Consider the following 21631-nt stretch of genomic DNA (forward strand, 5'->3'; position numbering starts at 1 on the left):
CCTTCTCCAAACGCTTGCTGACCTTCAGCCCTGCGCGCCCGATTTCACCGGCTCGGTCAGGAAGCGTCCGCTCGATCGCGCCGGCGTCGGTTCTTCCATGACGTCACCGGCGGGCTGCCTGCCTTCCGCCATCGATCGCAGGCCGGCCACCGCCTGGGTCATGCGCTCGGCGAATTTGGCCGCGGCTCCGTCGAGGAACGCCCTGTCCTTCGGCTTCGGCTTGGCGATCCGCAGTTCGAAACGAGACGTTCCGTCTGGGCCGTCCAGAACGGCCCGGGTCATGATGATGCGCGGCGCTCCGGGCACCGGCAGCGTGATCCCGACCGTGAAGTAATCGACCGGGCGCCAGTCGAGCGTCTCCTCGACGTTGGTGTGGTTGCCGTGCGCGCAATGATTTTTGGTGCCGACACCGCGTCGCCCCTTGCCCGACTCCTCGATGATGTCGTCGGCGTCCCACCATTTCCGCCATTGCCCGGGCACGGTGATGAACTCCCACACCGTCTGCCGCGGCGCGGCGATGTCGAACTCCAGTATCGCGTAGGCGTCTTCGCGCGTCACCTCCATCCGCGTTTGCGCGTCGTCGTGCTGCCACGCCGCTTCGAGATCGCGCACCCACAGCGTCACATCGCCGATGATGTCGATGGTTTCCTGATGCGGGATCAGACCTTGCGCCACCGGATCGACGCCCATGGCGCGGATCGCCGCGTCGCTGTAGAGCGCGTAGGCACGCCCGCCGAGCTTCTCGCCAACCGAGTTCTTGAGCAGCCGGTGGACCAGGATGACGTCGCGCCCGGCCAGCTCTTCCCTGCCGCCCATCTTCTGCTTCACCATCTCGCCGTGATGGACGACGAATTTGAAATCGAGATCGCCCATCGCGACGCAGGCCTTGCACTCGCAGGTCGAGGCCTGACGGACGTCGCGCAGGCGCCGGCGGAATTTGAAATAGGCGCCCTCGATCGCGTCCTGCAGCAGCGAGCCGTCGATTGTCCCGGTCGAGTAGACGAAGGCGGCGTCGCCCTCGAATTTGGCGAGGCGAAATGGTGGGCGCAGTCCTTTCACCACCACGTCCATGAAATCGGCGATGATATCCTGCGCATGGTCGAGCTCGACCGCCGCGAGGAAATTGGTATAGCCGGAAATGTCGGCAATCGCGAAATATGCCGCTTCAGCCTTCGGAAGCATGGAGACCTCCCGCGTAACCTTTTCGTGCGATGACGCAGTCTGTCACACCGTATCGCGATCCGCGACTACTGTAAGCCGCGCGCTCCGGCAAGTACTGTCTTACCCCGCCGCCTCGTCATGCCCGGGCTTGTCCCGGGCATCCACGTCTTGGTGTCCATGCAAGGAAAAGACGTGGATGGCCGGGACAAGCCCGGCCATGACGGATGCAGCACGTCCCGGCACTAAAATCAGCCGCCGCCGATCTCCTCCAGCACCGGTAGCAGATGCTTCAAGAACTCGCCCGGGTTCTCGCTCATCGGGAAATGCCCGAGGCCCTTCATGATGGTGGCCTTCGCTCCGGCAATGCTGTTCGCCACCGCCAGCGTCTCCTCCGGCGTGCACGAATAATCGTACTCGCCCGACAGCAGGAACAGCGGGCAGCGTCTGGTGTCGATCTCGGCGACACGGACGCGGATATCGCCGTCGATCTTGTAGAAATAGAGGTCGCCCTTGAACACGCCGGGGCCGCCCTGCATGTAGTGCCACAGCGTCTCCCACCTCTCTTGGTCGGGCGCATCGGGCCCGACCAGGCCCGAGACGATGGCGGCCGCGACCTCGCCGCCATGCACGTCCGGCCGGTGCAGGAAATTCAGGTCGTAGTAGGGATCGACATGCGCGCCGGCCTGCAGGCCGATGATGGCGCGGAAGCGTTCGGGATGCTCGAGCGCGAGATGCAGCACGATCCGGCCGCCGATCGAGCAGCCGATCACGATCGGCCGGTCGAGGTCGAGCGCCTCGATCACGGCCAGGATCATCGCCGTGTATTGTGCCGAGGTGAGCTGGTACTCCTCGTCGTGCCAGCCCTTCGGCGGCGACGACTTGCCGTGCCAGGGCATGTCGAAGGCGATGACGCGATGGTTGCGCGTGACGCGCTCCTCGTTCATCAGGCCGCGATATTGCCGGCCGTCGGCGCCCGCGGTGTGCAGGCAGAGCAGCGGCGTGCCCTCACCTGCCTCCTCGACATAGACGCGGTGCGCCCGGCCGGACAGCTCGAGCTGCATGTAGCGGCCGATGATCGGCTCGAATTTGGCGCTCATGCGGCCGCTCCCTCACGGCGCAGCTTGCCGAGCGCTTCCTTGAAGTAGCGCAGGTTCGCCATGAAGACCTGCAGTTCGCCCTCGGCCTTCAGCACGCGACGCTTGATCAGCGCCATCAGGTCGTTGGAGCCCGGCGGCGGCCGCTTTTCGCAGAACCGATCCCATTCCTCGTCCGAGGTGCGCAGCGCAAACGACGACGACGGCATCACGAACGGGCCCTTGGTCACCGCCACGATCCGACCCTCATGGATCGCGATCAGCCAAGCGGCCTTGCCGATCTCGAGCAGGAATGTCGTGGTCAGATAGCGGCCGCGCCGCACCAGGCCGGCGTCGCAATTGACCCGGTCCTTCAGCATCTCGATCATATCAGCTCCACCCCGATGGCGGCCCGTCCGCGCAGACCGCAGCGGGCACTTGTTCTGACGGCAATGATGGAAGGAATGGCTGGGCCGTCAATCGTTACAGGCGTCGCGCGGCTACGGCGTTTTCGCGTGGGCCGCTGCATACAGATTTGGCTGGAGCTAAATTTTCCCTAGAGCCAAATTTCCCTAAAGCCAGGACCAGACCAGCGCCACGTTCGCGGCGCAGGCCGCGAGCAGCGCAACCGCAAGCGCGAGGTGCACGCGTTCGTAGGGGGGCTGGTGGATCGCTCTCATGGCTCGGAGCATCCGGCGATTCTACCCGAGGAGTCCCGGGGATTCTTTTTTCCGCGGTTTACCGCTCATTAAGGACTCAGGCCCCTCCGGCGAAAGGTCCGAAATGACTCATGTTTTCAGATGCTTGCCCGAATCCACGCTCACGGTTCCGTGATCGGAACGGCGATCTGGCGTGAAACCCGGGACGGGCCTTGGCGTTGTCGGTTGTTTGGGGAAACGACGAATGCCGTACGCGCTGTTCTATCAAGACGCCAAGCTGAGCAAGGCCTACCCGACCGAGGCCGATGTCTGGAAGCTTGCCCGGAAATCGGGCCTGGTGGTGGATGCCGTCTCCGAGGAGGACAAGGCCTCGCCGCGCCCGGTGCTGGACAATGACTACGAGATCCGGCCGTGCCAGCCCGAGCCGAACGAGGACCCGGTCAAGAACAAGGCCGATGCCGATCGCGAAGCGCGTCTGGAGCCGCGGTTGAACTGAGGAACAGCGGGTCGTCCGGTGCGCATGGGCGGACCGGATATGCTGGTACGGCCCTCGTGCTGCCGTTACGGCGTCGCCGTCGCCAGCGACGCCTGTTCGGCGGCGAGCGACACGCAGATTTTCCGCCGATGCAGACCGCGGATCGACCCGGTCACCTTGAGCACCTTGCCGGCCGTGCAGGAGGCGTCCTGTACGAAGACGACCTCGTAAGGCGCAAGCGCCAAGGGTTCGGATTTGAGGATGGTCTGGGCGAAGCACGGCACAGAGACCGCAGAGATGATCAGCCCTAACGCAAAGCTACGCATGTTTGTTTGTCCACCAGCCCGGCGATCCCACAATAGCGCATCACGATGAAAGTTCCGTGCAATGCAGGAATTATTTTTTGCATTGCACGATCAGGCCTGAACATCGGGTGAATGTGGGGGCGGTCGCAAGCGGCGGGCCAACAAAAAAGGCCGACCCGAAGGCCGGCCTTTCGATCTCGATGATACCAAGACGCGATCAGTAGCGGGAGCCCACCGGACCGCCCCAGCCGAAGCGGTAGTTGACCCCGAGCTTGACGGTGTGTTCGTCGTTCCGGAAGCTCGCGCCGACAACGTCGGCCGGACCGCTGGTGAAGGTGGTCTTGCCGAAATTGTAGTACTGGTACTCGGCCTTCGCCGACCAGTTCGGGGCGAACATGTATTCGAGGCCCGCGCCGACCGTGTAGCCGTCCTTGTGGCCGCCATCGGTGGTGAAGGCCGCCGGCACGCCGCCGACCGACGCCGTGATGTTGTTGTTGTCGCGCCAGGCGTAACCGCCCTTGGCGTAGAGCAGCGCCGGACCCCAGGTGTAGCCGAGGCGGCCGGTCACCGAACCGAGCTGGTCGGTATTGCCGGTCACGACCGTTCCGGCGGGGAACACCAGACCATTGTTCGAGGAGCTCGGCAGCCAGGAGTACTGCGCCTCGAGACCCATCACCCAGTTGGGCGCGAACTGATAGTCGAAGCCGCCCTGCACGCCACCCATGAAGCGCGCGTCGCTGCCCATCAGATTGGTGCCGTCGGTGAACGCGCCGCCGACATGGCCGCCGATGTAGAAACCGGTCCAGTTGTAGACGAGTGCCGGGGCGGTATAAGGCGGCGGTGCCTTGGTATAGGCGCGGGCCGGCATGTCAGCCGCAAATGCCGGGCCCGCAAGGGCGGCCAGCGCGACTGTGCCGAGCAAGAGCTTCTTCATCTCTGATCCCCGTTACGAACGCTGCGCTGTTAAGACAAACAACGTGACGCCAATTAGGTTGCTTTGGGGCAATGCCTGACCTGTGATGTTTCCGAGCCGTGACAGGGTCGCAACAACGCCCGTTTGTTCCTTGGCACAGCAGGTTTTTTCACCGGTTAAGCAGCCGCATTTCGGCTGTATGTAAGTCGCAAACGGCTAAGGTGAAGTTCAGCGCTCCCCGAAAAGTGATCGGAGTTCGCTAACGGTCTGCTCAGGCTTGCTGCTGCGACGACCCGCCGCGTCCCAAAGCGCGATGAGATCGCGCTTTGGCTCCTTCTCTGGGCATGATCTCCGCGCGAACGCTACGCGTTTGTCGCGAGGGAAAACCGCTTCGCACTTTTCCGGATCATGCCTAGCGCGACATTTTTTCCAAATCGGGAAATGCCGCGTAGGACGCGCCGGCGCAGGCCTCGGCACCATTGTCGAGGATGCGGTCGAGCCGGCCGTCGACGAACAAGACGCCGCGCTCCCGGGCCGGGCGGTAATTGCCGTCGGTATCCTTTGCGCTGTAGCGCAGGCAGACGACGTAGCGCAGCCGGCCGCCGACCGTGCGCTGCACCGGCTCGGCGATCCCGCCTTCGCGGACCCCGACCGGATTGTTCAGGTAGGTCCGCATGAAGGCCAGGATCTGGTCGCGGTACCTGTCCGGGAACGGCTGGTTGGCGACGCCGCGATCGTCGGTAAAGGTGGTCGAGCTGCCGCCGTCATCGCTGGTGAGGCAGCCGGCAAGCGGCATCGAGAGCAGCAGGATCGCCGCCAGTCTGGATGAAGTCCGCAAACGACGCTGTTTCATGAGGCCCCGATGGCGTCTCATAAACCGCCAGGCAGGGAATTCGCAACTCAGTTGTGCCTGCCCGGACGCACTCCGGCCCGCCGCCATTGGGGAAGCAATGGACGGACGGGCCGGTTCTGCATCCGCGCGCAAAGGCTTTGCCTTTGTCGCTGAGGGCGTAGCGGGGCAATGTGGATCGAACGACGCCCCTCGGATCAGGCTCAGTCGCGCTCGATCAGCCGCGCTTGGCCGGCACGACGTGCTTGGTCGCGACCTTCGCATGGACGTGCTTGGTCGCATGCTTCGGCGCCTTCACCTTCAGCATGCCCATGTGCTTGTGGTGGCGGTGATGGCGATAGTGCTTGTGGTGCATCGTGGCGTTGGCGTTGCGCACCTTCGACGGCAGCTGCTCGCTCTTGATGACGGGAGCGGCCTTGGTCGCCGGGGCGGTCGTGGTCGCCGGCGCCGGAGTTGCGGCCTTGCCGGCCTCGGCGGCGAGCGCGGGCGCTGCGATCACGGAGATGGCGAGCAGCGCGGCGGAAATCGTCTTCAGCATGGTGGTCTCCTCTGCGGGATCGAGAGGTCTCCGGCCGGATGGTCGGCCTCACCGATCAATGCACGTGACCTTATGGGCCGCGCACTGAACCCGTTCTGAAGGACATGGACGGAATTCATTCATGTGAATGACATCTTGGTCATGTTGGCCGCCCTTGCCCACCGATTGCGGGGATCACGCAATCGTGGCACCGGCCGGGAATGTTCTGCACCCTCGGGTGTTCAAGTCAGCAGGCTTGGGTGTAGGATTACCGAGCACGATCAGGAACGATCAGGAGCAACCAGGAATGAGTAGGACGACGAAATTTTTGGGCCTCGCAGTGCTCTCGATGACCCTCGCCGCCGGGCCGGTCATCTCGGCCTACGCCGCAGGCGGCGACAATCCCTCCCCGCCGGCTTCCGACAGCGGCAGCAAGGGCAAGAAGGCGAAGAAGGACAAGAGCTCCGCGATCGACGATCAGAAGTTCCTGGCCGGCTATCACGCCGCCTATGCCACGATCTACGACAAGCACAACTATACCGCCGCGATCGAGCAGCTGAAGGCGCTCGGCCAGGATGACCGTGCCGACGTCGCCAACCTGATCGGCTATTCCTATCGCAAGCTCGGCGACTACAAGGTCTCGCAGATCTGGTACGAGCGCGCGCTCAAGGCCGACCCGGCCCATGTGCGCACCTGGCAGTATTACGGCCTCTGGCAGGTCGAACAGGGCAACCGCGATCAGGCGCAATACCACCTGAACCGCATCGCCCAGCTCGCCGGCACCAACAGCGACGAGTATCGCTCGCTCGCCGCGGCGCTGGAGAAGCCCCCGGGCACCGGCCTGGTTTACTGAGTTAAGGCAACCGTCCAAACATCGAGCCGGCGCAGTCATCGTGACGCGCCGGCTTTTTGCTGCGCCGTAGGATGGGTAGAGCGCAGCGAAACCCATCATCTCACCGCACGGACAAACTCGATGGGTTTCGCTGCGCTTTGCTCAACCCGCAGGCTATTGTCTGCCTTCGGCTCCGCAGCCTACGGGTAGTGCTCGAGGCGCCGATCGGGCTTTTGCGGACGGCTCGCGCCGACCGTGCTGCCGTCAGCGCCTTGCCCAGACTTTGCCGGGTGCGCGGCCTTCGCGATCGGTGGGCTCCCGTCGCCGGTCTGCTTGCCGGTGCTGATCGCCTGGCCGGTGGTGGTGACGCTGGCGGCCTGCCCGGCTCCCGCTGAGCCGGCCGACGGACCGGAGCTCTGCGCCAACACGGTTCCCGATAGCACCAATGCCGCCATCAGTATTGCCGCGTTGACTGTCATGGAGGGGGCCTTCTGCACACGAATGATGCACAGCAACGCGCCGCTGCCACGGTCGTTCCCCCGGGGCCATCATTTAAGGTAAATGCAAGGCGAATTCCCGTGCCCTGCCACACCTCAGGCAGCAGCACACGGGCCGGAGCGGCTCAATCTGCCATGCGCCGCCGACGGGCTGCGCAGCGCTGCCTCGCGATACTCGGCCCAGGCCTGCCGCAGGATTTGCACCGACGAGGTGAGGAATATCATCGCCATCACGGCGGCGACCGCGAGATCGGGCCAGGCAGTTGCCGTCCCCCACACGCCGAGAGCGGCCACCATCACGATGAGATTTCCGATCGCATCGTTGCGCGAGCAGAGCCAGACCGAGCGGACATTGGCATCGCCGTTCTTGTAGGGCAGCAGCAGCAGAACGGACGACAGATTCGCCGCAAGCGCCAACGTCCCTATTGCGCCCATCACCTCGGCCTTGGGAAGACCGAGAATGAGGGTTTGGTAGACCGTCGAGCCGACGACCCAGAGTGCCATCAGGCTCAGCGAAGCGCCCTTCAACAGCGCCGCCGATGCACGCATCCGCAGGCCGGCGCCGATCACCGCAAGGCTCAGTCCATAGGTGACGGTATCGGCAAGGAAGTCGAGCGCATCGGCCTTGAGCGCCTGCGATCCAGCAAGCTGACCCGCGATCATCTCGGTCAGGAACATCGCGCCATTGATGGCAATGACGGTCCAGAGCACGCGCTTGTAGCGCGGATCGAGGCCGTCAAACACCGGAACGCCGCCCGAGCAGCCGCACGCATCAGCCGTGTGATGACGATCCGATGCCGGCGCGCCGACCTTCGCCGGCAGTATCAGCGCCGGTGGCGTACAGCATTCAGACGTCTTCTGCCCGCAGCAATCGCTCATTGCTTCTCCTTCCAGACCACAGGATAAGGCCGCACGCATCACGCATTCAAGCCGATCCGCCTGGAACAGCTCTGCTTTGACGATGATGTCCCGCGCTTGCTGGGGCTGCCGGCGGTGCTTCGGCCGACAGCCCATCGCGCGCGCAGCGACGAGACGGGGGTCGCTTCACTTCGCCTTCTGGATCGCGGTAACGGTGTAGCCGCCGTCGCCTTCCTGGGCTTCGAACTTGACCTTGTCGCCGACCTTGACCTGCTTGAGTAGCGCGGGATCCTTGACCCGGTAGACCATCGTCATCGGCTCATCCATGCCGAGGCTCTTGGCCGGACCGTGCTTGAGCGTGATCTTGCCCGCGCCCTCGTCGATCTTCTTGACCTCGCCGTTGATGGCTGCGGCCTGCGCGAAAGCGCCGCCCAATGTCAGCGCGAGCGTGGCTGCGGCTGCAATCCGGATTATCCTGTTCATCGTCGTCGTCCTTTCTCTCGTTGCTGGTTTCATTTCACGATGACGCGGCCGGTCATCCCGTAGTCGCGGTGATCGGGGATCAGGCAGGAATATTCGAATGTTCCAGCCTTGGTGAACTTCCAGACGATCTCCGCGGTCTTCTTCGGCGCGAGGCGGACGCCGTTCGGATCGTCATGCTCCATGTGCGGATGCTTCTTCATCACTTCGGCATGCTTCAGATTCTCCTCGGTGGTCGCGAGCAGGAATTCGTGATCCTCGGTGCCGGCATTCTTGATCACGAAGCGTATCTGTTCGCCGCGCTTGACCTCGATGCGGAACGGCGTGAACTCCATCTCCTTCATCTCGACCTCGACCGTGCGCGACGGCTTGCTCGGATCGCCTGGCTCGCCGGCCGAATAGGATTGGTGAGCGTGTTCTTCGTGACCGCGCGACGGCGCCGCGGTGATCGACAGCGCAGCGAGGGCGATGCCGATGGTGGTGACGTGCTTCACTGGATTCTCCAATTTGCTTTTGATGGTTGCGTGTCGTGGGACGGCGCGTTGATCCGCTACATCTTCATTCCCTTCATCGATGGCTTGCCCTTCTGCGCGGGAGCAGCCGGCGGCTGCCGCGCGGGTTCGGCGGCCGGTGCGTCGACCTCATAGGCAACGGTGCCCGGCGGGTAGTTGTAGGGACCGGGATCGGCGTAATCGTCGCGGCCGAGCCCCTCGCGGATCTTCATCACCGTGAACATGCCGCCCATCTCGATCGGCCCGAATTGCCCGGTGCCGGTCATCATCGGCAGCGTGTTGTCGGGCGCGGGCATCTCCATGTTGCCCATCGCCATGCCGGTCGATCCCATCACCATCGCGTCGGGCGCGAGCTTGCCGACCGCCTTCGCAAAATCCTGGCGCGACACGCCGATGAAATTTCTGACGTCGTGGCCCATCGCGTTCATCGTGTGGTGCGACTTGTGGCAGTGGAACGCCCAGTCGCCCGGATTGTCGGCGAGCATGTCGAACGCCGTGACGGCGCCGACCGGCACGTCGGTCGTGGTCTCCGGATATTGCGCGCTCTGCGGCACCCAGCCGCCGTCGGTGCAGGTCACTGCGAAATTGTGCCCGTGCACATGGATCGGATGGTTGGTCATGGTCAGATTGCCGATCCGCACGCGGATCCTGTCGCCGAGCCGGATCGGCATCGGATCGATGCCCGGATAGACGCGGCTGTTCCAGGTCCACATGTTGAAGTCGGTCATCTCATTGACCTTCGGCAGATAGGTGCCGGGGTCGATGAGGTAGCTGCTCATGATGAAGACGAAGTCGCGGTCGACGGGACGGAACGCCGCATCGCGCGGGTGCACGATGAACATGCCCATCATACCCATCGCCATCTGCACCATCTCGTCGGAGTGCGGGTGGTACATGAAGGTCCCGCTGTGCTTCAGCTCGAACTCGTAGACGAAGGTCTTGCCCGGCTTGATGTGCGGCTGGTTGAGGCCGCCGACGCCGTCCATGCCTGATGGCACGATCATGCCGTGCCAGTGCACCGTGGTATGTTCAGGCAGTTTGTTGGTGACGAAGATGCGGACCTTGTCGCCCTCGACCGCCTCGATGGTCGGGCCCGGCGCCTGGCCGTTATAGCCCCACAGATTGGCCTTCATGCCGTCGGCGAATTCGCGCACCACCGGCTCGGCGACGAGATGGAATTCCTTCCAGTCGCCGTTCATCCGCCACGGCAGCGACCAGCCGTTGAGCGTCACCACGGGCCGGTAGTCGGGCCCACTGGTCGGATGCAGCGGCGGCTGCATCACCGCTTTGTCCATGGTCGGCGCCTCCGGAATGGCGGCAGCCTGCACGCGGCCGCTGACCGCGCTTGCCGTGACCAGCGCCGCGCTCCCCAGAAATCCTCGTCGTGAAAACATTGGTTGTCTCCGTTCAATGATCGCCGGCCGCGGGTGCGGTCGAGGCGATGGCGGATGGTGTCGATGGCGCGGCCGCCGCGCCGCCGCCGTTGATCGCGGTGTTCAGGTCGGATTGCGCCAGCCAGAAGTCGCGTTTGGCATCGATCGCCGCGCGCAGCGAGCCGAGCCGCTGCCGCGCTTCGGTCAGCAGCGCGAACACGTCGACCTGCATGCTGGAGAAGCGCAGCTGCATCTCCTCGGTGATGATCTGCCGCAGCGGCAGCACCTCGCGCTGGTAGTGGCTCGCGATGTCGTAGGTCGAGCGGTAGACGCGGTAGGCATCGCGCGCCTCGGAGCGCACGTTGATGGCCTTCTCGGTCAGGCGGTTCATCGCCTGCCGATAAGTCTCCGCCGCCTGCCGCACCCGCACCTCGCCGCCGTCGAAGATCGGAATCTGGAACTGGAGATCGAAGCCGCGCTCCTTGAACGGCGGGCCTTCCGGATCGCGCGTCCGCCTGTCGATGCCGGCGACGTCGAGCAGTGTGACGAAGCGCGTCGCCTCGGTGAGATCTAGCGCCTTGGCGAGCGCGACAATCTCCATCCGCGCAATCTGCAGATCGACGCGGTGGCCGACGGCGGCGACCTCGATCGACGGCTGTTCCAGCGGCCGCTTCGGCAGCAATGGCAACTTGCTGGGAAGTCGGAAGCCGAGATCACCGTCCCACAATCCCAAGAGACGCGCCAGCCGCTCGCGCGAGCTCGCCGCGTTCTGCCGCGCGCTGGCGAGGTCGGCCGTGATCTCGGCGTAGAACACCTGCTCGCGGGCCTGGTCGAGCTTGTTCATGCCGCCTGTCTCGCCGAGTTTCTTGGCGAGCTGTGCCGTCGATTCGGCGGTCGCCTTCGCGTCGGTCAGCAGCGCGACCGTCTCGTTCGCGGCAACCGCCACGACATGGGCGCGCCGCACCTCGGCGGCGAGCCGCAGAGTGGCGAGCGCGGCCTTGAGCTGCGCCTGACGGAAGCGTTCGCGCGCGATCTCGGAACGGGCCGGCAGCGTCGCCAACGCCAGGATGTCGCCAACTACCTGCCGCTCGACCTCGCTGGCACCGTTCCCGGTGATGCGGGAGACCGAGAATGTCGGATTCGGCGGCAGGCTGTCGGCGACGAGATCCGTCTCCGCCAGCGCCAGCTCGTTATAGGCGGCCTGCAAGCCCTTGTTGTTCAGCAGCGCGAGCTGGACGGCGGCATCCGCCGTCAGGTTGCGGGCGAGCAGCCGTCTCACCGCGACGTCGACAGTTGTGGCTTCGTCTTTGGTGCGAACAAAGGCAACGTCCTTGACGATCGCCTTCTCGGTCACGTCAGAGACGACGCCCATGCCGCCGTCGGGCGAGAACGATGCGCATCCCGCAAGGGCGGATGTCAGCACCAGGATCGGCACGATGGCCAGATGTCGCATGGTGCCCTCCTACCGATTCGAATTGGTCGGCGGCGTCACGCCATCGTTGCGCTCGCGCCAGGGCAGCGGCGTCGCCGGACGCAGGCTGCTGTAGGGCGCGATCGTCGAGCGGTAGCCGACGCTGGCCGTCTGCGCCGACGGGTTGGCCGGGTCGCCTGCGGCGGCAAGCGGCCGGCCGTCGGCCATGCAACCAGCGAGCGGCGCAGCCGCGAGGACGGCAGCGGCGATCCGCGACACGAATGTGGATGGCGCGCGCCGGCCAAACCGGTTGCCACCCCGTGTGGCCACGGCCGCGAGCCTCGCCCCGAAATGCGAAAACATGGATCTGTCCCGATCGTCAGATGAATAACAGGCATGCGCACGCGAGCGCGCGGCGCAGCCACGATGTCAGCTGAGGATCAGGCGATGGGGGGACGATAGAGCCGCGCGGGCGCCTCGCTGCGCAGGCTCTGGAAGGCTTCAGTGAGACGGATCGCGATTGGACGCAAGGGACCGGCGACGAGCGGAAGATCGGCCGGCAGCGCCGACACGCACATCATCGCGCAGCACGGCCCCGGCGCGTTCTTGCCGTCGTGGCTGTGCTTGACCGGTGGTTCAGCGCCATCGGCCGCGTGATGCGCATGCATGCCGCCATGATCGTGGCCGGCATGATCGTGCGCGGCGCCATCGGCATGCACCATCGAGATATCATGCACGTGCGCCATGGCGACTGGCCGGACCTCATCGGTCAGGCACGGAAACGGCGCCCCGAATGCAAGCGCGATGGACGGCGCGAGGACGCAGAACAAATAGGCCAGGATGATGGAACATCCCGCCCGCACCCGTCCCGACCTCGTCAACCGCACCAACACCTGCGTGATCGCCCCGAACTCGCCTCGCCCGCACCCCGACTGCAAATCAGCCTGCCGCGAACCGCCATCCTATATACCCCCTCAGGGTATCATTCAATCCGGTTTGAACCAGCCGACGAATTCGCAACCCCTGCTACGCGCTGTCGCACGACGGGCGCAACGACATCCAGTTCGGGCATCCTCGCGCGAAGCCCGAAGCCCTTCACGACGGCGAAGATCGCGGGAATCACGATCAGCGTCAGCAGGGTCGACGAGATCATACCACCGATCATCGGCACCGCGATGCGCTGCATGATCTCGGAGCCCGTGCCGGTGCTCCACATGATCGGCAGCAGCCCGGCCATGATAGCAACCACCGTCATCATCTTCGGCCGGACACGCTCGACCGCGCCCTCGATGATCGCGCGGTTGAGATCGTCGCGCCCGATCGCGCGGCCCTCGGCAGCACGACGCGCGGTGATCTCGGCCAGTGCCTGGTTGAGGTACATCAGCATCACGACACCGGTCTCGGCGGCGACGCCGGCCAGCGCGATGAAGCCGACCGCGACCGCAACCGACAGGTTGAAGCCGAGCGCCCACATCAGCCAGAGCCCGCCGACCAGCGCGAACGGAAGCGACAGCATCACGATCATGGTTTCCGCCACCGAGCGGAAGTTGAGGTAGAGCAGCAGGAAGATGATCAGAAGCGTCACCGGCACCACGATCTTGAGCCGCGCCGCGGCGCGTTCGAGGTATTCGTACTGCCCGCTCCAGACCACGTAGGTGCCGGGCGGAAACTGCACGGCGGCTTGCACCGCGCGCTGCGCATCCGCGACATAGCCGCCGAGATCGCGATCGCGGATATCGACATAGATGTAGGTCGCAAGTTGCCCGTTCTCGGTCCGGATCGTGGTCGGCCCGCGAGCCGGCGTGATATCGGCGACCTCGCCGAGCGGCACCGCCCCGCCCGCCGGCATCGGCACCAGGATGTCGCTTGCGATCGCGGCCGGATTGTCGCGCAGGTCGCGCGGGTAGCGCATGTTGACCGTGAAACGCTGGCGTCCCTCCACTGTCGTGGTCACGCTCTGGCCACCGAGCGCGGTCGCGATCGTGTCCTGCACGTCCTGTACCGCGATGCCATAGCGCGACAATGCTTCGCGGTTCGGCGTGATCTCGAGGTAGTAGCCGCCGAGGCTGCGCTCGGCATAGGCCGACGAGGTGCCGGGCACACCCTTCACGACCTGCTCGATCTGACGCGCGAGCTTGTCGATCACGGCAAGATCCGGGCCGATCACCTTGACGCCGACCGGCGTCCGGATCCCGGTCGACAGCATGTCGATGCGCGCCTTGATCGGCATGGTCCAGGCGTTGGAGACGCCAGGAAATTGCAGAGCCTTGTCCATCTCGGCGATCAGGCCGTCGAGCGTGAGGCCCTTGCGCCATTGCTGTTTCGGCTTGAGGTTGACGACGGTCTCGAACATCTCCGATGGCGCCGGATCGGTCGCGGTGGCGGCGCGGCCGGCCTTGCCGTAGACCGAGACGACCTCCGGAAAGCTCCGGATGATGCGGTCCTGCATCTGCAGCAGCTCGGCCGCCTTGGTCACCGAGATCCCCGGCAGCGTGGTCGGCATGTAGAGCAGCGTGCCCTCGTTGAGGTCGGGCATGAACTCGGTGCCGAGTTGCCGGGCCGGCCAGACCGTGACGGCGATCGCTGCGAGCGCAAGCAGGATCACCAGCGTCTTGGCCCGCAGCACGCCGTTGATGACGGGACGGTAGATCCAGATCAGGAAGCGGTTGATCGGATTCTTGTGCTCGGGAACGATCCTGCCCCGGACGAAGATCACCATCAGTGCCGGCACCAGCGTCACCGATAGCAGCGCCGCCGCCGCCATCGCAAACGTCTTGGTGAAGGCGAGCGGCGAGAACAGCCGCCCCTCCTGCGATTCCAGCGTGAAGATCGGCATGAACGACACGGTGATGATGAGCAGGCTGAAGAACAGCGCGGGTCCCACCTCCGCCGCGGCCTCGATCAGGATCGCGACCCGCGATCGGCCGGGCTCGGCGCGCTCGAGGTGCTTGTGCGCGTTCTCAATCATCACGATCGCCGCATCAATCATGGCGCCGATCGCAATCGCGATGCCGCCGAGACTCATGATGTTGGAGCCGATCCCGAGCAGCTTCATCGCGCCGAACGCCATCAGGACGCCGACCGGCAGCATCAGGATCGCGACCAGCGCGCTGCGGACATGCAGCAGGAACACGAAGCAGACCAGCGCGACCACGATGCTCTCCTCGAACAGCGTGCGCTTGAGCGTGTCGATCGCCGCATAGATCAGGTTGGACCGGTCATAGACCGGCACGATCTCGACCGATTTCGGCAGGCTGGTCGCGATCTCCTTGAAGCGCTTCTTGACGTTTTCGATCACGTCGAGGGCATTGACGCCGAACCGTTGCAGCACGATGCCGCTCGCCACCTCGCCCTCGCCGTTCAATTCGGCGATGCCGCGCCGCTCATCGGGGCCGAGCTCGACGCGGGCGACGTCACGCAGCAACACCGGCGTGCCGTTGTCGGTCTTCAGCACGACGTTGCCGAGATCGTTGATGTCCTTCAGATAGCCCTTGCCGCGAATGACATATTCGAACTCAGAGAGCTCGACGGTGCGGCCGCCGACGTCGGCATTGCTGGCGCGGATCGCATCGCGCATCCGCTGCATGGTGATGCCGCGATCGCGCATCCGCTGCGGATCGAGGATCACATTGTACTGCTTGACGAAGCCGCCGACGCTCGCAACCTCGGCGACGCCTTCCGCTCTCGCCAGCGCGAATTTCAGGTTCCAGTCCTGAATGGTGCGGGTATCCGCCAGATTCAACTGCTTCGACATCACGGCATACTGGTAGACCCAGCCCACCCCGGTCGCATCGGGGCCGATCGTCGGCGAGACCCCGGCCGGCAACCGCGACGCCGCGCCGTTGAGGAATTCGAGCACCCGCGAGCGCGCCCAGTAGATGTCGGTGCCATCCTCAAAGATGACATAGACGAACGACACGCCGAAGAACGAGAAGCCGCGCACGACCTTCGACTTCGGCACCGTCAGCATCGCCGTGGTCAGGGGATAGGTGACCTGGTCCTCGATCACCTGCGGCGCCTGGCCGGGATACTCCGTGTAGACGATGACCTGGGTGTCGGAGAGATCGGGGATCGCATCGAGCGGCAGGTGGATGAGCGCGTAGAGACCCGCGGCGGCCGCAAAGCCGGTGCCGAACAGCACCAGCAGCAGGTTGCGCGCCGACCAGGCGATGACACGTGCAATCATGGCTTGCCTCCGTCCGTCATCTGGCCGTCGGCCGCAACCGCTTGCGCAGCGCCGGCCTCGGCAAAGCCCTTGATCGCGGCCTTCAGGTTGCTTTCGGCGTCGATCAGGAAGGTGGCTGACGTGACGACCGCATCGCCCTCCGCGATCCCGTCGCGGATTTCGACATAGCCGTCGCCGCGCCGCCCGAGCTTGACCTCGCGCGGCTCGAACCGGCCGTTGCCCCGGTCGATCAGCACGGTCTGGCGGCTCCCGGTGTCGAGGATCGCGTTGTCCGCCACCGTCAGCACCGGCGCCGCGCTGCCGATGTCGATCTCGGCGTCGACATACATGTCCGGCAGCAGCGCGAGATCGGCATTCTGCAATTCGATCCGCACCCGCGCGGTGCGCGTGTCCTTGTTGACCTGCGGATAGATCACGCTGATCTGGCCCATGAACGCGCGGCCGGGATAGCTGCGGGCCCGCACCGCGACCTTCTGCCCGACCACGATATTGCCGAGATCACGCTCGGCGACATCGACCAGTGCCCACACGACAGAGACGTCGGCGATCCGGAACAGCACGTCGCCGGGCTGGGCACGCATGCCCTCGATCGCGGCACGCTGCAACACGATGCCGTCACGCGGCGACAACCACTGGATCGCGAGCGGCACCGTGTGGCTTTTCTCCATCTCGGCGATGACGGTCTCGGGAACGTCGAGATTGGTCAACCGCTGCTTGGAGCCGCGTCCGTAGGGCTCGATATTAGCGATCGCTTTCGAGGTCATGGTCGCGACATATTCGGCCGCCGCGGATGACACCGCCGGGCTGTAGATCTCCATCAACGGCTGGCCCTTCGTCACCCTGCTGCCGGTTGTGATGTCGGCGACTTTCTGCACATAACTCTCGGCCCGCATCGCGATGACGGAGACCCGCCGTTCGTCGAGCTGGATCGTGCCGGGGGCACGCACCAGCGTGCGGATGCGGCGCAGCTCCGCCGCTTCGGATTTGACGCCGGTGCGCTGGATTTTTCCGGGCGACAGCGTGATCGAGCCGTCGTCACTGTCTTCGCCGTCGTAGACGGCGATGTAATCCATCCCCATGGAATCCTTCTTCGGCACCGGCGAGGTGTCGGGAAGACCCATTGGGTTGCGATAATATTTGACCTTGCGCTCGCCCTTGGCGGCCGCCGGCATTGCCATTGGCGTCTCCGGCTCGTCAAAGCTGAGATCGGCGCCGGCGGCGACCGGCTGGTAGTCGCGGCCGTCGGACGTCTTCTTCGGCGTCAGCGAGTAGGACGGCTTGCCGTCCGGATCGCGGAAATAGATCGGCGCGCCGGCTTCGGCCGCTTGCGCGGCTGAGGCAGCGAGATTTGCGCCCGGCCACGGCGACAGGCCGCGACCGAGATATGCGACGCCTGCTGCTGCAACGATCGCAGCGGCGGCGCCTGCCAGGGCGAGCCGGTTCATTTTCCGGCCGTGACGACGAGCTTGCTTTCGACCGTGCCGGTCTCGCCCTGCACCTTCGCGCCGAGCGAGAGCTGCCAGCGTCCGGCCATGCCGAAGGTCGCCTTGAACCGATAGGTGCCGGGTTCGGTCCCCGGCATCGGCGTGACCTTGGTGGCCATCTCCTGCATGCCGTCCGGGGCCATGTCGAGCCGCGTCGTGAAGATCACGGCGTCCGGCACGGCCTTGCCGGTCTTCATGTTCATCAGGCGGACGGTAACGACCTTGTCCGGACCAGCCTGGACCGTCTGGTCGACGAGCTGGAATTCGTAGTCCTTGATGTCGGCGAGCGCGACAGTGGTGGTGCCTGTCAGCGCCAGGCCGATGAGCGCGGCCGTTACGGCACGCGACGTATTAAGCGACGGCATTCGTTTCATTCCTCGATTGGATTTGATCAGCCGCTTGCGCGGCACGCGACGTCCACGCGCCCAAAAGGTCGCGCAGCAGCAACCGGCGCTTGCGGCGCCAGTCAGACCAACTGTCGAGGGGGATGGTCGGGCGGCGGACGGACCAGCCCGTCAGCGACCAGATCGTCGTGCGGATGCAGTTGCAGCTGTGTCGACGGCCTCACCGCGAGGCCGAGGGTCGATGGTCCCGCGTGCAGGACCTTCAACATGCAGATCGCAACCAGCGGGCAATCCCCGCAGTCATTGCTCTTCTGCTTGTCGGGACAGCACGGCATATCGGCCGCCATGTCAGACATGTCCGCCATCTGGCTCATACCGGTCAACGCAGATCCGGCCGCCGCGGGCGTCGCCAGCGGCGCAATCGTCAGGCCTGCCGTCACAAGGACGGCGAGCAGCAATCTGAACAATTGGCGAACATTCATGTTGCGACAGTCTCACAAAGGACGGGTGCTGAAAAGGTCACCCTGTTCACAAGTGCACCAGCGGGAGATTGGGTGGTTAATCGTTCATCCCGGCCTGGCGCCCTGCATGGAGCCTATTGAGACTTCGGGCCGCCGTGATAGCGCCACGGCGTCCGGGCAGCGTCCGGAACACTCGCCGGCTGCACGCGCATCGCTCCCTGATCATAGCCGAATGCAGACATCGGGTCGCGTTGCACGGCAACCGCTGGCGTTGTTCCCCTGGCCTCATTGGGCAGATACCGCTTGTCGGAGATCGTCGCGCCCGCTTGCGCAGCCGCCGATGCCACAACGACCGGCACCAAGAGCGAGAAAGTAAGAAGGATCTTGTTAATCGACATAACCCGGCTCCATCATTTTCCAGAAGCGCATTGATTTGCGCTTCCAATCATGAGTTCGGAGCCAGAGTTTCGCCGGTTACACGCTCACGCTGACGTGACAGGTCTGATCGCTGCCTCTCACCAACGCAGCAGCCGCGGTCCCAATACCGCACCCGCGAGCGTGCACAGCACAATCGTGCCGCCGTACCACAACGCGACAAACGGCAGCGAATCATCGGTGCAGTGGAGCGCATAGGCGACAGTGCTGACGCCGCCCGCGACGAGGCCACCGAATGCCCCCGCCTGCACCAGATTGGTCGGCGCCGCCTTCCTGACTGCCCAGATGACCACGGCAAACGGCATGATCGCGATGATCGGAACCGAGATCAGGCATTCGAGCCATTGGTCTCCCATGACCATCCTGTCCCAATGCGAGCTGGGCGCCTGTCCAAGGCTGATGGCGGCGAGCAGCATGATCGCCCCGAATGGGAGTGCAGCAAGTCCAAGCGAGATCTTTCGCTCGCCGCCCGGCCGCGCCAGCCGAGTCAGATAGACCGACGCCGCGCCGACAGTGCCGAGCGCGAATGCAAGCTTCAGAAAGAGGAAAGTCACGGCACGCGGCGTGGCGAGGTCGGCGCGGACGCCAAGCCCGGCAAACACGAGGCCAAGCGCGGCAACCAGGGCCAACCCGAGCGCGATCGCGACGGTCCGGCCAACCAGCCGGCGATCGACCGGCTCGACATTGTTGCTGAGCGCCGCGATGAGATCATCCGTCTTCATGGCTCCGTCCTCCGAGCGATCAACGCGGCCAGAGCCTTCAGCCCGCGATGAATGCTGACCTTCACACTGGATTCCGACATGTCGCACCGCTGCGCCGCTTCTGCGACGCTCAATCCATCGAGCTTCACGGCCGCGATCGCACACTGCATGTTCGCCGGCAGTTGCTTGAGCAATCGCCTGACGTCAAAGCTGCTCTCGGCGCCGACGTGATCGTCATGCGCCGTGATGTCGTCGGCCTCATCGATCGGCACGTCGGCGCGCGAGGCGCGCGTGCGACGCAGGAAATCGATCAGCTTGTAGCGCGCGACCGCGTGCACCCAAGGCGTCAGCTTCTGTGCCGGGTCGTAGGTGTGCCGCTGCAGGTGAATTGCCAACACGGCCTCCTGCACCAGGTCCTCCGCCTCGGCCGCGCCGCGGCCGGTCCTGGCAAGCTTGCTCTTGTAGTAGGCACGCAAATGCCGGCTCAGGCGCTCCAGCAACGCCCGGTGGGCTGCCGCATCGCCATCCTGGCTGGCAAGCATCAGTTGCTTGAGCTCGTTTTCCGCGGTCGTCATGCAGCGCTACTATGGTCTGGTTCGCTCAAGCGACCGGTTTGGTTACAGCCCGATCGGCCGGACCACGAATATTTTCGAGGCCGCGACGGGTTCAACTCAATTCGCACATCATCCCGCCAGTTTGCGGGTCCATCCCGCGTGGATAAGCCCGTCTTTGGCAACCGCCGATCACAATCTTGCCAGATCAGGCCCTGAACGGTGCAATCGCCGGAATGACATGCGACACTGACCAACGGACCGCGGCCCATGCAACTCGTCTCGACCCTGACCTGTCCGACCTGCGGATTTGCCGCGACCGAAACCATGCCGACCGATGCCTGCCAGTTCTTCTACGACTGCCGCGGCTGCGGCACTCGCCTCAAGCCGCTTGCCGGCGATTGCTGCGTGTTCTGCTCTTACGGGACCGTCCCCTGCCCTCCGGTGCAGACGCACGGCAAATGCTGTGGCGGGCCAGGGCCGGCCTGAGCGCACTGCCATTGATTTGCCCGGTGGTGCACGCCCCCGCGGCGAAGATGTTTCGGTTTATCGGATAGGCAGGCCCGGTCTCGCCGGGAACAGCACGAAGTAAGCCCTGCGGCTGTCGATTCGAATGCGTCCAGTTAGTAGGACTGGTCGTAGGGTGCAGCATTCATCAGCAGCACACCAAAGAGAAGCACCAGATAGAGCATCGAAAACACGAACAAACGACGAGCAGGCCGCCTTTCCTTGTCGTGGCTCCGACGTACCTGCCATGCGAGAAAAATCAGGATCGCTCCCAGCATCGCCGCGGCCGCGCCATAGATGGCCCCCGCGAATCCAAGTGCACAAGGCAGCAGCGAGATCGGAACCAAGAGCGCGCTATAGAGAAGAATCTGGCGCTTTGTTTCGGTCTTGCCGGCGACGACCGGCAACATCGGCACACCGGCGCGGGCATATTCTCCGGCAAGATTGAGCGACAGTGCCCAGAAGTGGGGTGGCGTCCAAAGGAAGATGATCAAGAACAGGATGAGCGGCTCGAGCCCGACGCTTCCGGTGACCGCGACCCAGCCGATTACCGGAGGGAGTGCGCCAGCGGCACCGCCAATGACGATGTTTTGCGGTGTTCGGCGTTTGAGCCACATCGTGTAGACGACGACGTAGAAGAAAATCGTGAAGGCAAGGAGTGCAGCAGCGGCCATGTTCAGCAAAGTGCCGAGGGCCAGGACGGCGCACGTGCCGAGCATCAATCCGAAAACCAGTGCTTCCGGGCGCGATACACGGCCGCCGGGAATCGGACGGATGGCGGTACGCGCCATCACCGCATCGATGTCGGCGTCGTACCACATGTTGAGCGCACCGGCGGCGCCAGCTCCCGCAGCGATGCAAGCAAGAGCAACGACGCCGGTGACGGGATCAATGTCACCTGGCGCGACCATGAGACCGACCAGTGCGGTAAAGACGACCAGCGACATGACGCGCGGTTTCGTCAGTGCGACGTAGTCTCCGATGTTCGTATAGCTCCGGCGAAGAATTGAACGATTGATTTGCACGAGATTGATTCCTCGTCAGTT

The 21631-nt window shown here is 64.5% G+C and carries 26 protein-coding genes; 3 read left to right on the top strand and 23 right to left on the bottom strand.

Annotation, left to right across the window (positions count from 1 at the left end; all coding sequences use genetic code 11):
• Positions 1–24: 24 nt before the first annotated feature.
• The 3 genes from Q0030_RS25315 to Q0030_RS25325 all read right to left on the bottom strand — a co-directional run bounded on the left by Q0030_RS25315 (position 25) and on the right by Q0030_RS25325 (position 2623).
• Positions 25–1182: a DUF2652 domain-containing protein gene (locus Q0030_RS25315; protein WP_298373041.1), complete on the bottom strand. Its 1158-nt coding sequence runs from the start codon at positions 1180–1182 to the stop codon at positions 25–27.
• A gap of 227 nt (positions 1183–1409) precedes the next feature.
• On the bottom strand, positions 1410–2258 hold the full coding sequence (locus Q0030_RS25320; RefSeq protein WP_298373045.1) for an alpha/beta hydrolase: 849 nt from the start codon (positions 2256–2258) through the stop codon (positions 1410–1412).
• Positions 2255–2623, bottom strand: coding sequence for a hypothetical protein (locus tag Q0030_RS25325; protein ID WP_298373048.1), 369 nt, complete (start codon positions 2621–2623; stop codon positions 2255–2257). The genes Q0030_RS25320 and Q0030_RS25325 overlap by 4 nt, the downstream gene beginning before the upstream one ends.
• 514 nt (positions 2624–3137) lie before the next feature.
• On the opposite strand from Q0030_RS25325, the gene Q0030_RS25330 reads away from it, so the two are divergent.
• The gene (locus Q0030_RS25330) at positions 3138–3389 is read left to right on the top strand and encodes a hypothetical protein (RefSeq protein WP_298373051.1); all 252 of its coding nucleotides are present in this window, start codon (positions 3138–3140) and stop codon (positions 3387–3389) included.
• Positions 3390–3454: 65 nt separating this feature from the next.
• On the opposite strand, the gene Q0030_RS25335 is transcribed toward Q0030_RS25330, so the two are convergent.
• From Q0030_RS25335 to Q0030_RS25350, 4 genes are all read right to left on the bottom strand, one after another.
• Positions 3455–3694 carry a DUF6719 family protein gene (locus Q0030_RS25335; RefSeq protein WP_050402822.1) on the bottom strand — a complete coding sequence of 80 codons (240 nt, stop codon included), beginning with the start codon at positions 3692–3694 and terminating at the stop codon, positions 3455–3457.
• Between the two features lie 196 nt (positions 3695–3890).
• Positions 3891–4607 (bottom strand): outer membrane protein, encoded by a 717-nt coding sequence (locus tag Q0030_RS25340; protein WP_298373054.1) that lies wholly within the window; start codon positions 4605–4607, stop codon positions 3891–3893.
• 391 nt (positions 4608–4998) lie between these two features.
• Entirely contained in the window at positions 4999–5439 is a 441-nt protein-coding gene (locus Q0030_RS25345; RefSeq protein ID WP_298373057.1) for a hypothetical protein, read from the bottom strand.
• A 214-nt stretch (positions 5440–5653) separates the two neighbouring features.
• A complete protein-coding gene (locus Q0030_RS25350) occupies positions 5654–5974 on the bottom strand; it encodes a hypothetical protein (protein ID WP_298373060.1) in 321 nt (106 codons plus the stop codon).
• A 286-nt stretch (positions 5975–6260) separates the two neighbouring features.
• Between Q0030_RS25350 and Q0030_RS25355 the strand changes: the two genes are divergently transcribed.
• The gene (locus tag Q0030_RS25355; RefSeq protein WP_298373062.1) at positions 6261–6806 is read left to right on the top strand and encodes a tetratricopeptide repeat protein; all 546 of its coding nucleotides are present in this window, start codon (positions 6261–6263) and stop codon (positions 6804–6806) included.
• Positions 6807–6985: 179 nt separating this feature from the next.
• Here Q0030_RS25355 and Q0030_RS25360 read toward each other — a convergent pair whose 3' ends face one another.
• The 15 genes from Q0030_RS25360 to Q0030_RS25430 all read right to left on the bottom strand — a co-directional run bounded on the left by Q0030_RS25360 (position 6986) and on the right by Q0030_RS25430 (position 20102).
• Entirely contained in the window at positions 6986–7264 is a 279-nt protein-coding gene (locus tag Q0030_RS25360; RefSeq protein WP_298373064.1) for a hypothetical protein, read from the bottom strand.
• A 114-nt stretch (positions 7265–7378) separates the two neighbouring features.
• Complete coding sequence (locus Q0030_RS25365) at positions 7379–8161, bottom strand: cation transporter (RefSeq protein WP_298373067.1); 783 nt, start codon at positions 8159–8161, stop codon at positions 7379–7381.
• A gap of 165 nt (positions 8162–8326) precedes the next feature.
• Positions 8327–8623 (bottom strand): copper-binding protein, encoded by a 297-nt coding sequence (locus Q0030_RS25370; RefSeq protein WP_298373070.1) that lies wholly within the window; start codon positions 8621–8623, stop codon positions 8327–8329.
• A 29-nt stretch (positions 8624–8652) separates the two neighbouring features.
• Positions 8653–9114 (bottom strand): cupredoxin family protein, encoded by a 462-nt coding sequence (locus Q0030_RS25375; RefSeq protein ID WP_298373073.1) that lies wholly within the window; start codon positions 9112–9114, stop codon positions 8653–8655.
• A gap of 56 nt (positions 9115–9170) precedes the next feature.
• A complete protein-coding gene (locus Q0030_RS25380) occupies positions 9171–10526 on the bottom strand; it encodes a copper oxidase (RefSeq protein ID WP_298373076.1) in 1356 nt (451 codons plus the stop codon).
• Positions 10527–10539: 13 nt separating this feature from the next.
• The gene (locus Q0030_RS25385) at positions 10540–11958 is read right to left on the bottom strand and encodes a TolC family protein (protein WP_298373079.1); all 1419 of its coding nucleotides are present in this window, start codon (positions 11956–11958) and stop codon (positions 10540–10542) included.
• Positions 11959–11967: 9 nt separating this feature from the next.
• Positions 11968–12279 carry a hypothetical protein gene (locus Q0030_RS25390; RefSeq protein ID WP_298373082.1) on the bottom strand — a complete coding sequence of 104 codons (312 nt, stop codon included), beginning with the start codon at positions 12277–12279 and terminating at the stop codon, positions 11968–11970.
• A 77-nt stretch (positions 12280–12356) separates the two neighbouring features.
• On the bottom strand, positions 12357–12662 hold the full coding sequence (locus tag Q0030_RS25395) for a hypothetical protein (protein ID WP_298373084.1): 306 nt from the start codon (positions 12660–12662) through the stop codon (positions 12357–12359).
• Positions 12663–12898: 236 nt separating this feature from the next.
• A complete protein-coding gene (locus tag Q0030_RS25400; protein WP_298373086.1) occupies positions 12899–16102 on the bottom strand; it encodes an efflux RND transporter permease subunit in 3204 nt (1067 codons plus the stop codon).
• Positions 16099–17547, bottom strand: a complete 1449-nt coding sequence (locus tag Q0030_RS25405; protein ID WP_298373088.1) for an efflux RND transporter periplasmic adaptor subunit — start codon at positions 17545–17547, stop codon at positions 16099–16101. The genes Q0030_RS25400 and Q0030_RS25405 overlap by 4 nt, the downstream gene beginning before the upstream one ends.
• Positions 17544–17951, bottom strand: a complete 408-nt coding sequence (locus Q0030_RS25410; protein ID WP_298373091.1) for a FixH family protein — start codon at positions 17949–17951, stop codon at positions 17544–17546. The genes Q0030_RS25405 and Q0030_RS25410 overlap by 4 nt, the downstream gene beginning before the upstream one ends.
• 101 nt (positions 17952–18052) lie before the next feature.
• Positions 18053–18412 carry a hypothetical protein gene (locus tag Q0030_RS25415; RefSeq protein WP_298373094.1) on the bottom strand — a complete coding sequence of 120 codons (360 nt, stop codon included), beginning with the start codon at positions 18410–18412 and terminating at the stop codon, positions 18053–18055.
• Positions 18413–18525: 113 nt separating this feature from the next.
• Entirely contained in the window at positions 18526–18789 is a 264-nt protein-coding gene (locus tag Q0030_RS25420; RefSeq protein ID WP_298373096.1) for a hypothetical protein, read from the bottom strand.
• 117 nt (positions 18790–18906) lie between these two features.
• Positions 18907–19548: a DUF1109 domain-containing protein gene (locus Q0030_RS25425; RefSeq protein ID WP_298373099.1), complete on the bottom strand. Its 642-nt coding sequence runs from the start codon at positions 19546–19548 to the stop codon at positions 18907–18909.
• Positions 19545–20102, bottom strand: a complete 558-nt coding sequence (locus Q0030_RS25430; protein WP_298373102.1) for a sigma-70 family RNA polymerase sigma factor — start codon at positions 20100–20102, stop codon at positions 19545–19547. The genes Q0030_RS25425 and Q0030_RS25430 overlap by 4 nt, the downstream gene beginning before the upstream one ends.
• Positions 20103–20348: 246 nt before the next feature.
• On the opposite strand from Q0030_RS25430, the gene Q0030_RS25435 reads away from it, so the two are divergent.
• Positions 20349–20567 (top strand): GDCCVxC domain-containing (seleno)protein, encoded by a 219-nt coding sequence (locus Q0030_RS25435; protein ID WP_298373105.1) that lies wholly within the window; start codon positions 20349–20351, stop codon positions 20565–20567.
• A gap of 134 nt (positions 20568–20701) precedes the next feature.
• Here Q0030_RS25435 and Q0030_RS25440 read toward each other — a convergent pair whose 3' ends face one another.
• On the bottom strand, positions 20702–21610 hold the full coding sequence (locus tag Q0030_RS25440; RefSeq protein ID WP_298373108.1) for a heme o synthase: 909 nt from the start codon (positions 21608–21610) through the stop codon (positions 20702–20704).
• Positions 21611–21631 lie beyond the last annotated feature (21 nt).

This window comes from uncultured Bradyrhizobium sp. (genome assembly GCF_947648125.1).
Taxonomy (GTDB): Bacteria; Pseudomonadota; Alphaproteobacteria; order Rhizobiales; family Xanthobacteraceae; genus Bradyrhizobium.

What these genes read in the sequence shown, in the direction of transcription:
- Q0030_RS25315 (WP_298373041.1), bottom strand. Translation starts at nt 1,182, where the DNA reads ATGCTTCCGAAGGCTGAAGCGGCATATTTCGCGATTGCCGACATTTCC.
- Q0030_RS25320 (WP_298373045.1), bottom strand. Translation starts at nt 2,258, where the DNA reads ATGAGCGCCAAATTCGAGCCGATCATCGGCCGCTACATGCAGCTCGAG.
- Q0030_RS25325 (WP_298373048.1), bottom strand. Translation starts at nt 2,623, where the DNA reads ATGATCGAGATGCTGAAGGACCGGGTCAATTGCGACGCCGGCCTGGTG.
- Q0030_RS25330 (WP_298373051.1), top strand. Translation starts at nt 3,138, where the DNA reads ATGCCGTACGCGCTGTTCTATCAAGACGCCAAGCTGAGCAAGGCCTAC.
- Q0030_RS25335 (WP_050402822.1), bottom strand. Translation starts at nt 3,694, where the DNA reads ATGCGTAGCTTTGCGTTAGGGCTGATCATCTCTGCGGTCTCTGTGCCG.
- Q0030_RS25340 (WP_298373054.1), bottom strand. Translation starts at nt 4,607, where the DNA reads ATGAAGAAGCTCTTGCTCGGCACAGTCGCGCTGGCCGCCCTTGCGGGC.
- Q0030_RS25345 (WP_298373057.1), bottom strand. Translation starts at nt 5,439, where the DNA reads ATGAAACAGCGTCGTTTGCGGACTTCATCCAGACTGGCGGCGATCCTG.
- Q0030_RS25350 (WP_298373060.1), bottom strand. Translation starts at nt 5,974, where the DNA reads ATGCTGAAGACGATTTCCGCCGCGCTGCTCGCCATCTCCGTGATCGCA.
- Q0030_RS25355 (WP_298373062.1), top strand. Translation starts at nt 6,261, where the DNA reads ATGAGTAGGACGACGAAATTTTTGGGCCTCGCAGTGCTCTCGATGACC.
- Q0030_RS25360 (WP_298373064.1), bottom strand. Translation starts at nt 7,264, where the DNA reads ATGACAGTCAACGCGGCAATACTGATGGCGGCATTGGTGCTATCGGGA.
- Q0030_RS25365 (WP_298373067.1), bottom strand. Translation starts at nt 8,161, where the DNA reads ATGAGCGATTGCTGCGGGCAGAAGACGTCTGAATGCTGTACGCCACCG.
- Q0030_RS25370 (WP_298373070.1), bottom strand. Translation starts at nt 8,623, where the DNA reads ATGAACAGGATAATCCGGATTGCAGCCGCAGCCACGCTCGCGCTGACA.
- Q0030_RS25380 (WP_298373076.1), bottom strand. Translation starts at nt 10,526, where the DNA reads ATGTTTTCACGACGAGGATTTCTGGGGAGCGCGGCGCTGGTCACGGCA.
- Q0030_RS25385 (WP_298373079.1), bottom strand. Translation starts at nt 11,958, where the DNA reads ATGCGACATCTGGCCATCGTGCCGATCCTGGTGCTGACATCCGCCCTT.
- Q0030_RS25390 (WP_298373082.1), bottom strand. Translation starts at nt 12,279, where the DNA reads ATGTTTTCGCATTTCGGGGCGAGGCTCGCGGCCGTGGCCACACGGGGT.
- Q0030_RS25395 (WP_298373084.1), bottom strand. Translation starts at nt 12,662, where the DNA reads ATGGCGCACGTGCATGATATCTCGATGGTGCATGCCGATGGCGCCGCG.
- Q0030_RS25400 (WP_298373086.1), bottom strand. Translation starts at nt 16,102, where the DNA reads ATGATTGCACGTGTCATCGCCTGGTCGGCGCGCAACCTGCTGCTGGTG.
- Q0030_RS25405 (WP_298373088.1), bottom strand. Translation starts at nt 17,547, where the DNA reads ATGAACCGGCTCGCCCTGGCAGGCGCCGCCGCTGCGATCGTTGCAGCA.
- Q0030_RS25410 (WP_298373091.1), bottom strand. Translation starts at nt 17,951, where the DNA reads ATGCCGTCGCTTAATACGTCGCGTGCCGTAACGGCCGCGCTCATCGGC.
- Q0030_RS25415 (WP_298373094.1), bottom strand. Translation starts at nt 18,412, where the DNA reads ATGAATGTTCGCCAATTGTTCAGATTGCTGCTCGCCGTCCTTGTGACG.
- Q0030_RS25420 (WP_298373096.1), bottom strand. Translation starts at nt 18,789, where the DNA reads ATGTCGATTAACAAGATCCTTCTTACTTTCTCGCTCTTGGTGCCGGTC.
- Q0030_RS25425 (WP_298373099.1), bottom strand. Translation starts at nt 19,548, where the DNA reads ATGAAGACGGATGATCTCATCGCGGCGCTCAGCAACAATGTCGAGCCG.
- Q0030_RS25430 (WP_298373102.1), bottom strand. Translation starts at nt 20,102, where the DNA reads ATGACGACCGCGGAAAACGAGCTCAAGCAACTGATGCTTGCCAGCCAG.
- Q0030_RS25435 (WP_298373105.1), top strand. Translation starts at nt 20,349, where the DNA reads ATGCAACTCGTCTCGACCCTGACCTGTCCGACCTGCGGATTTGCCGCG.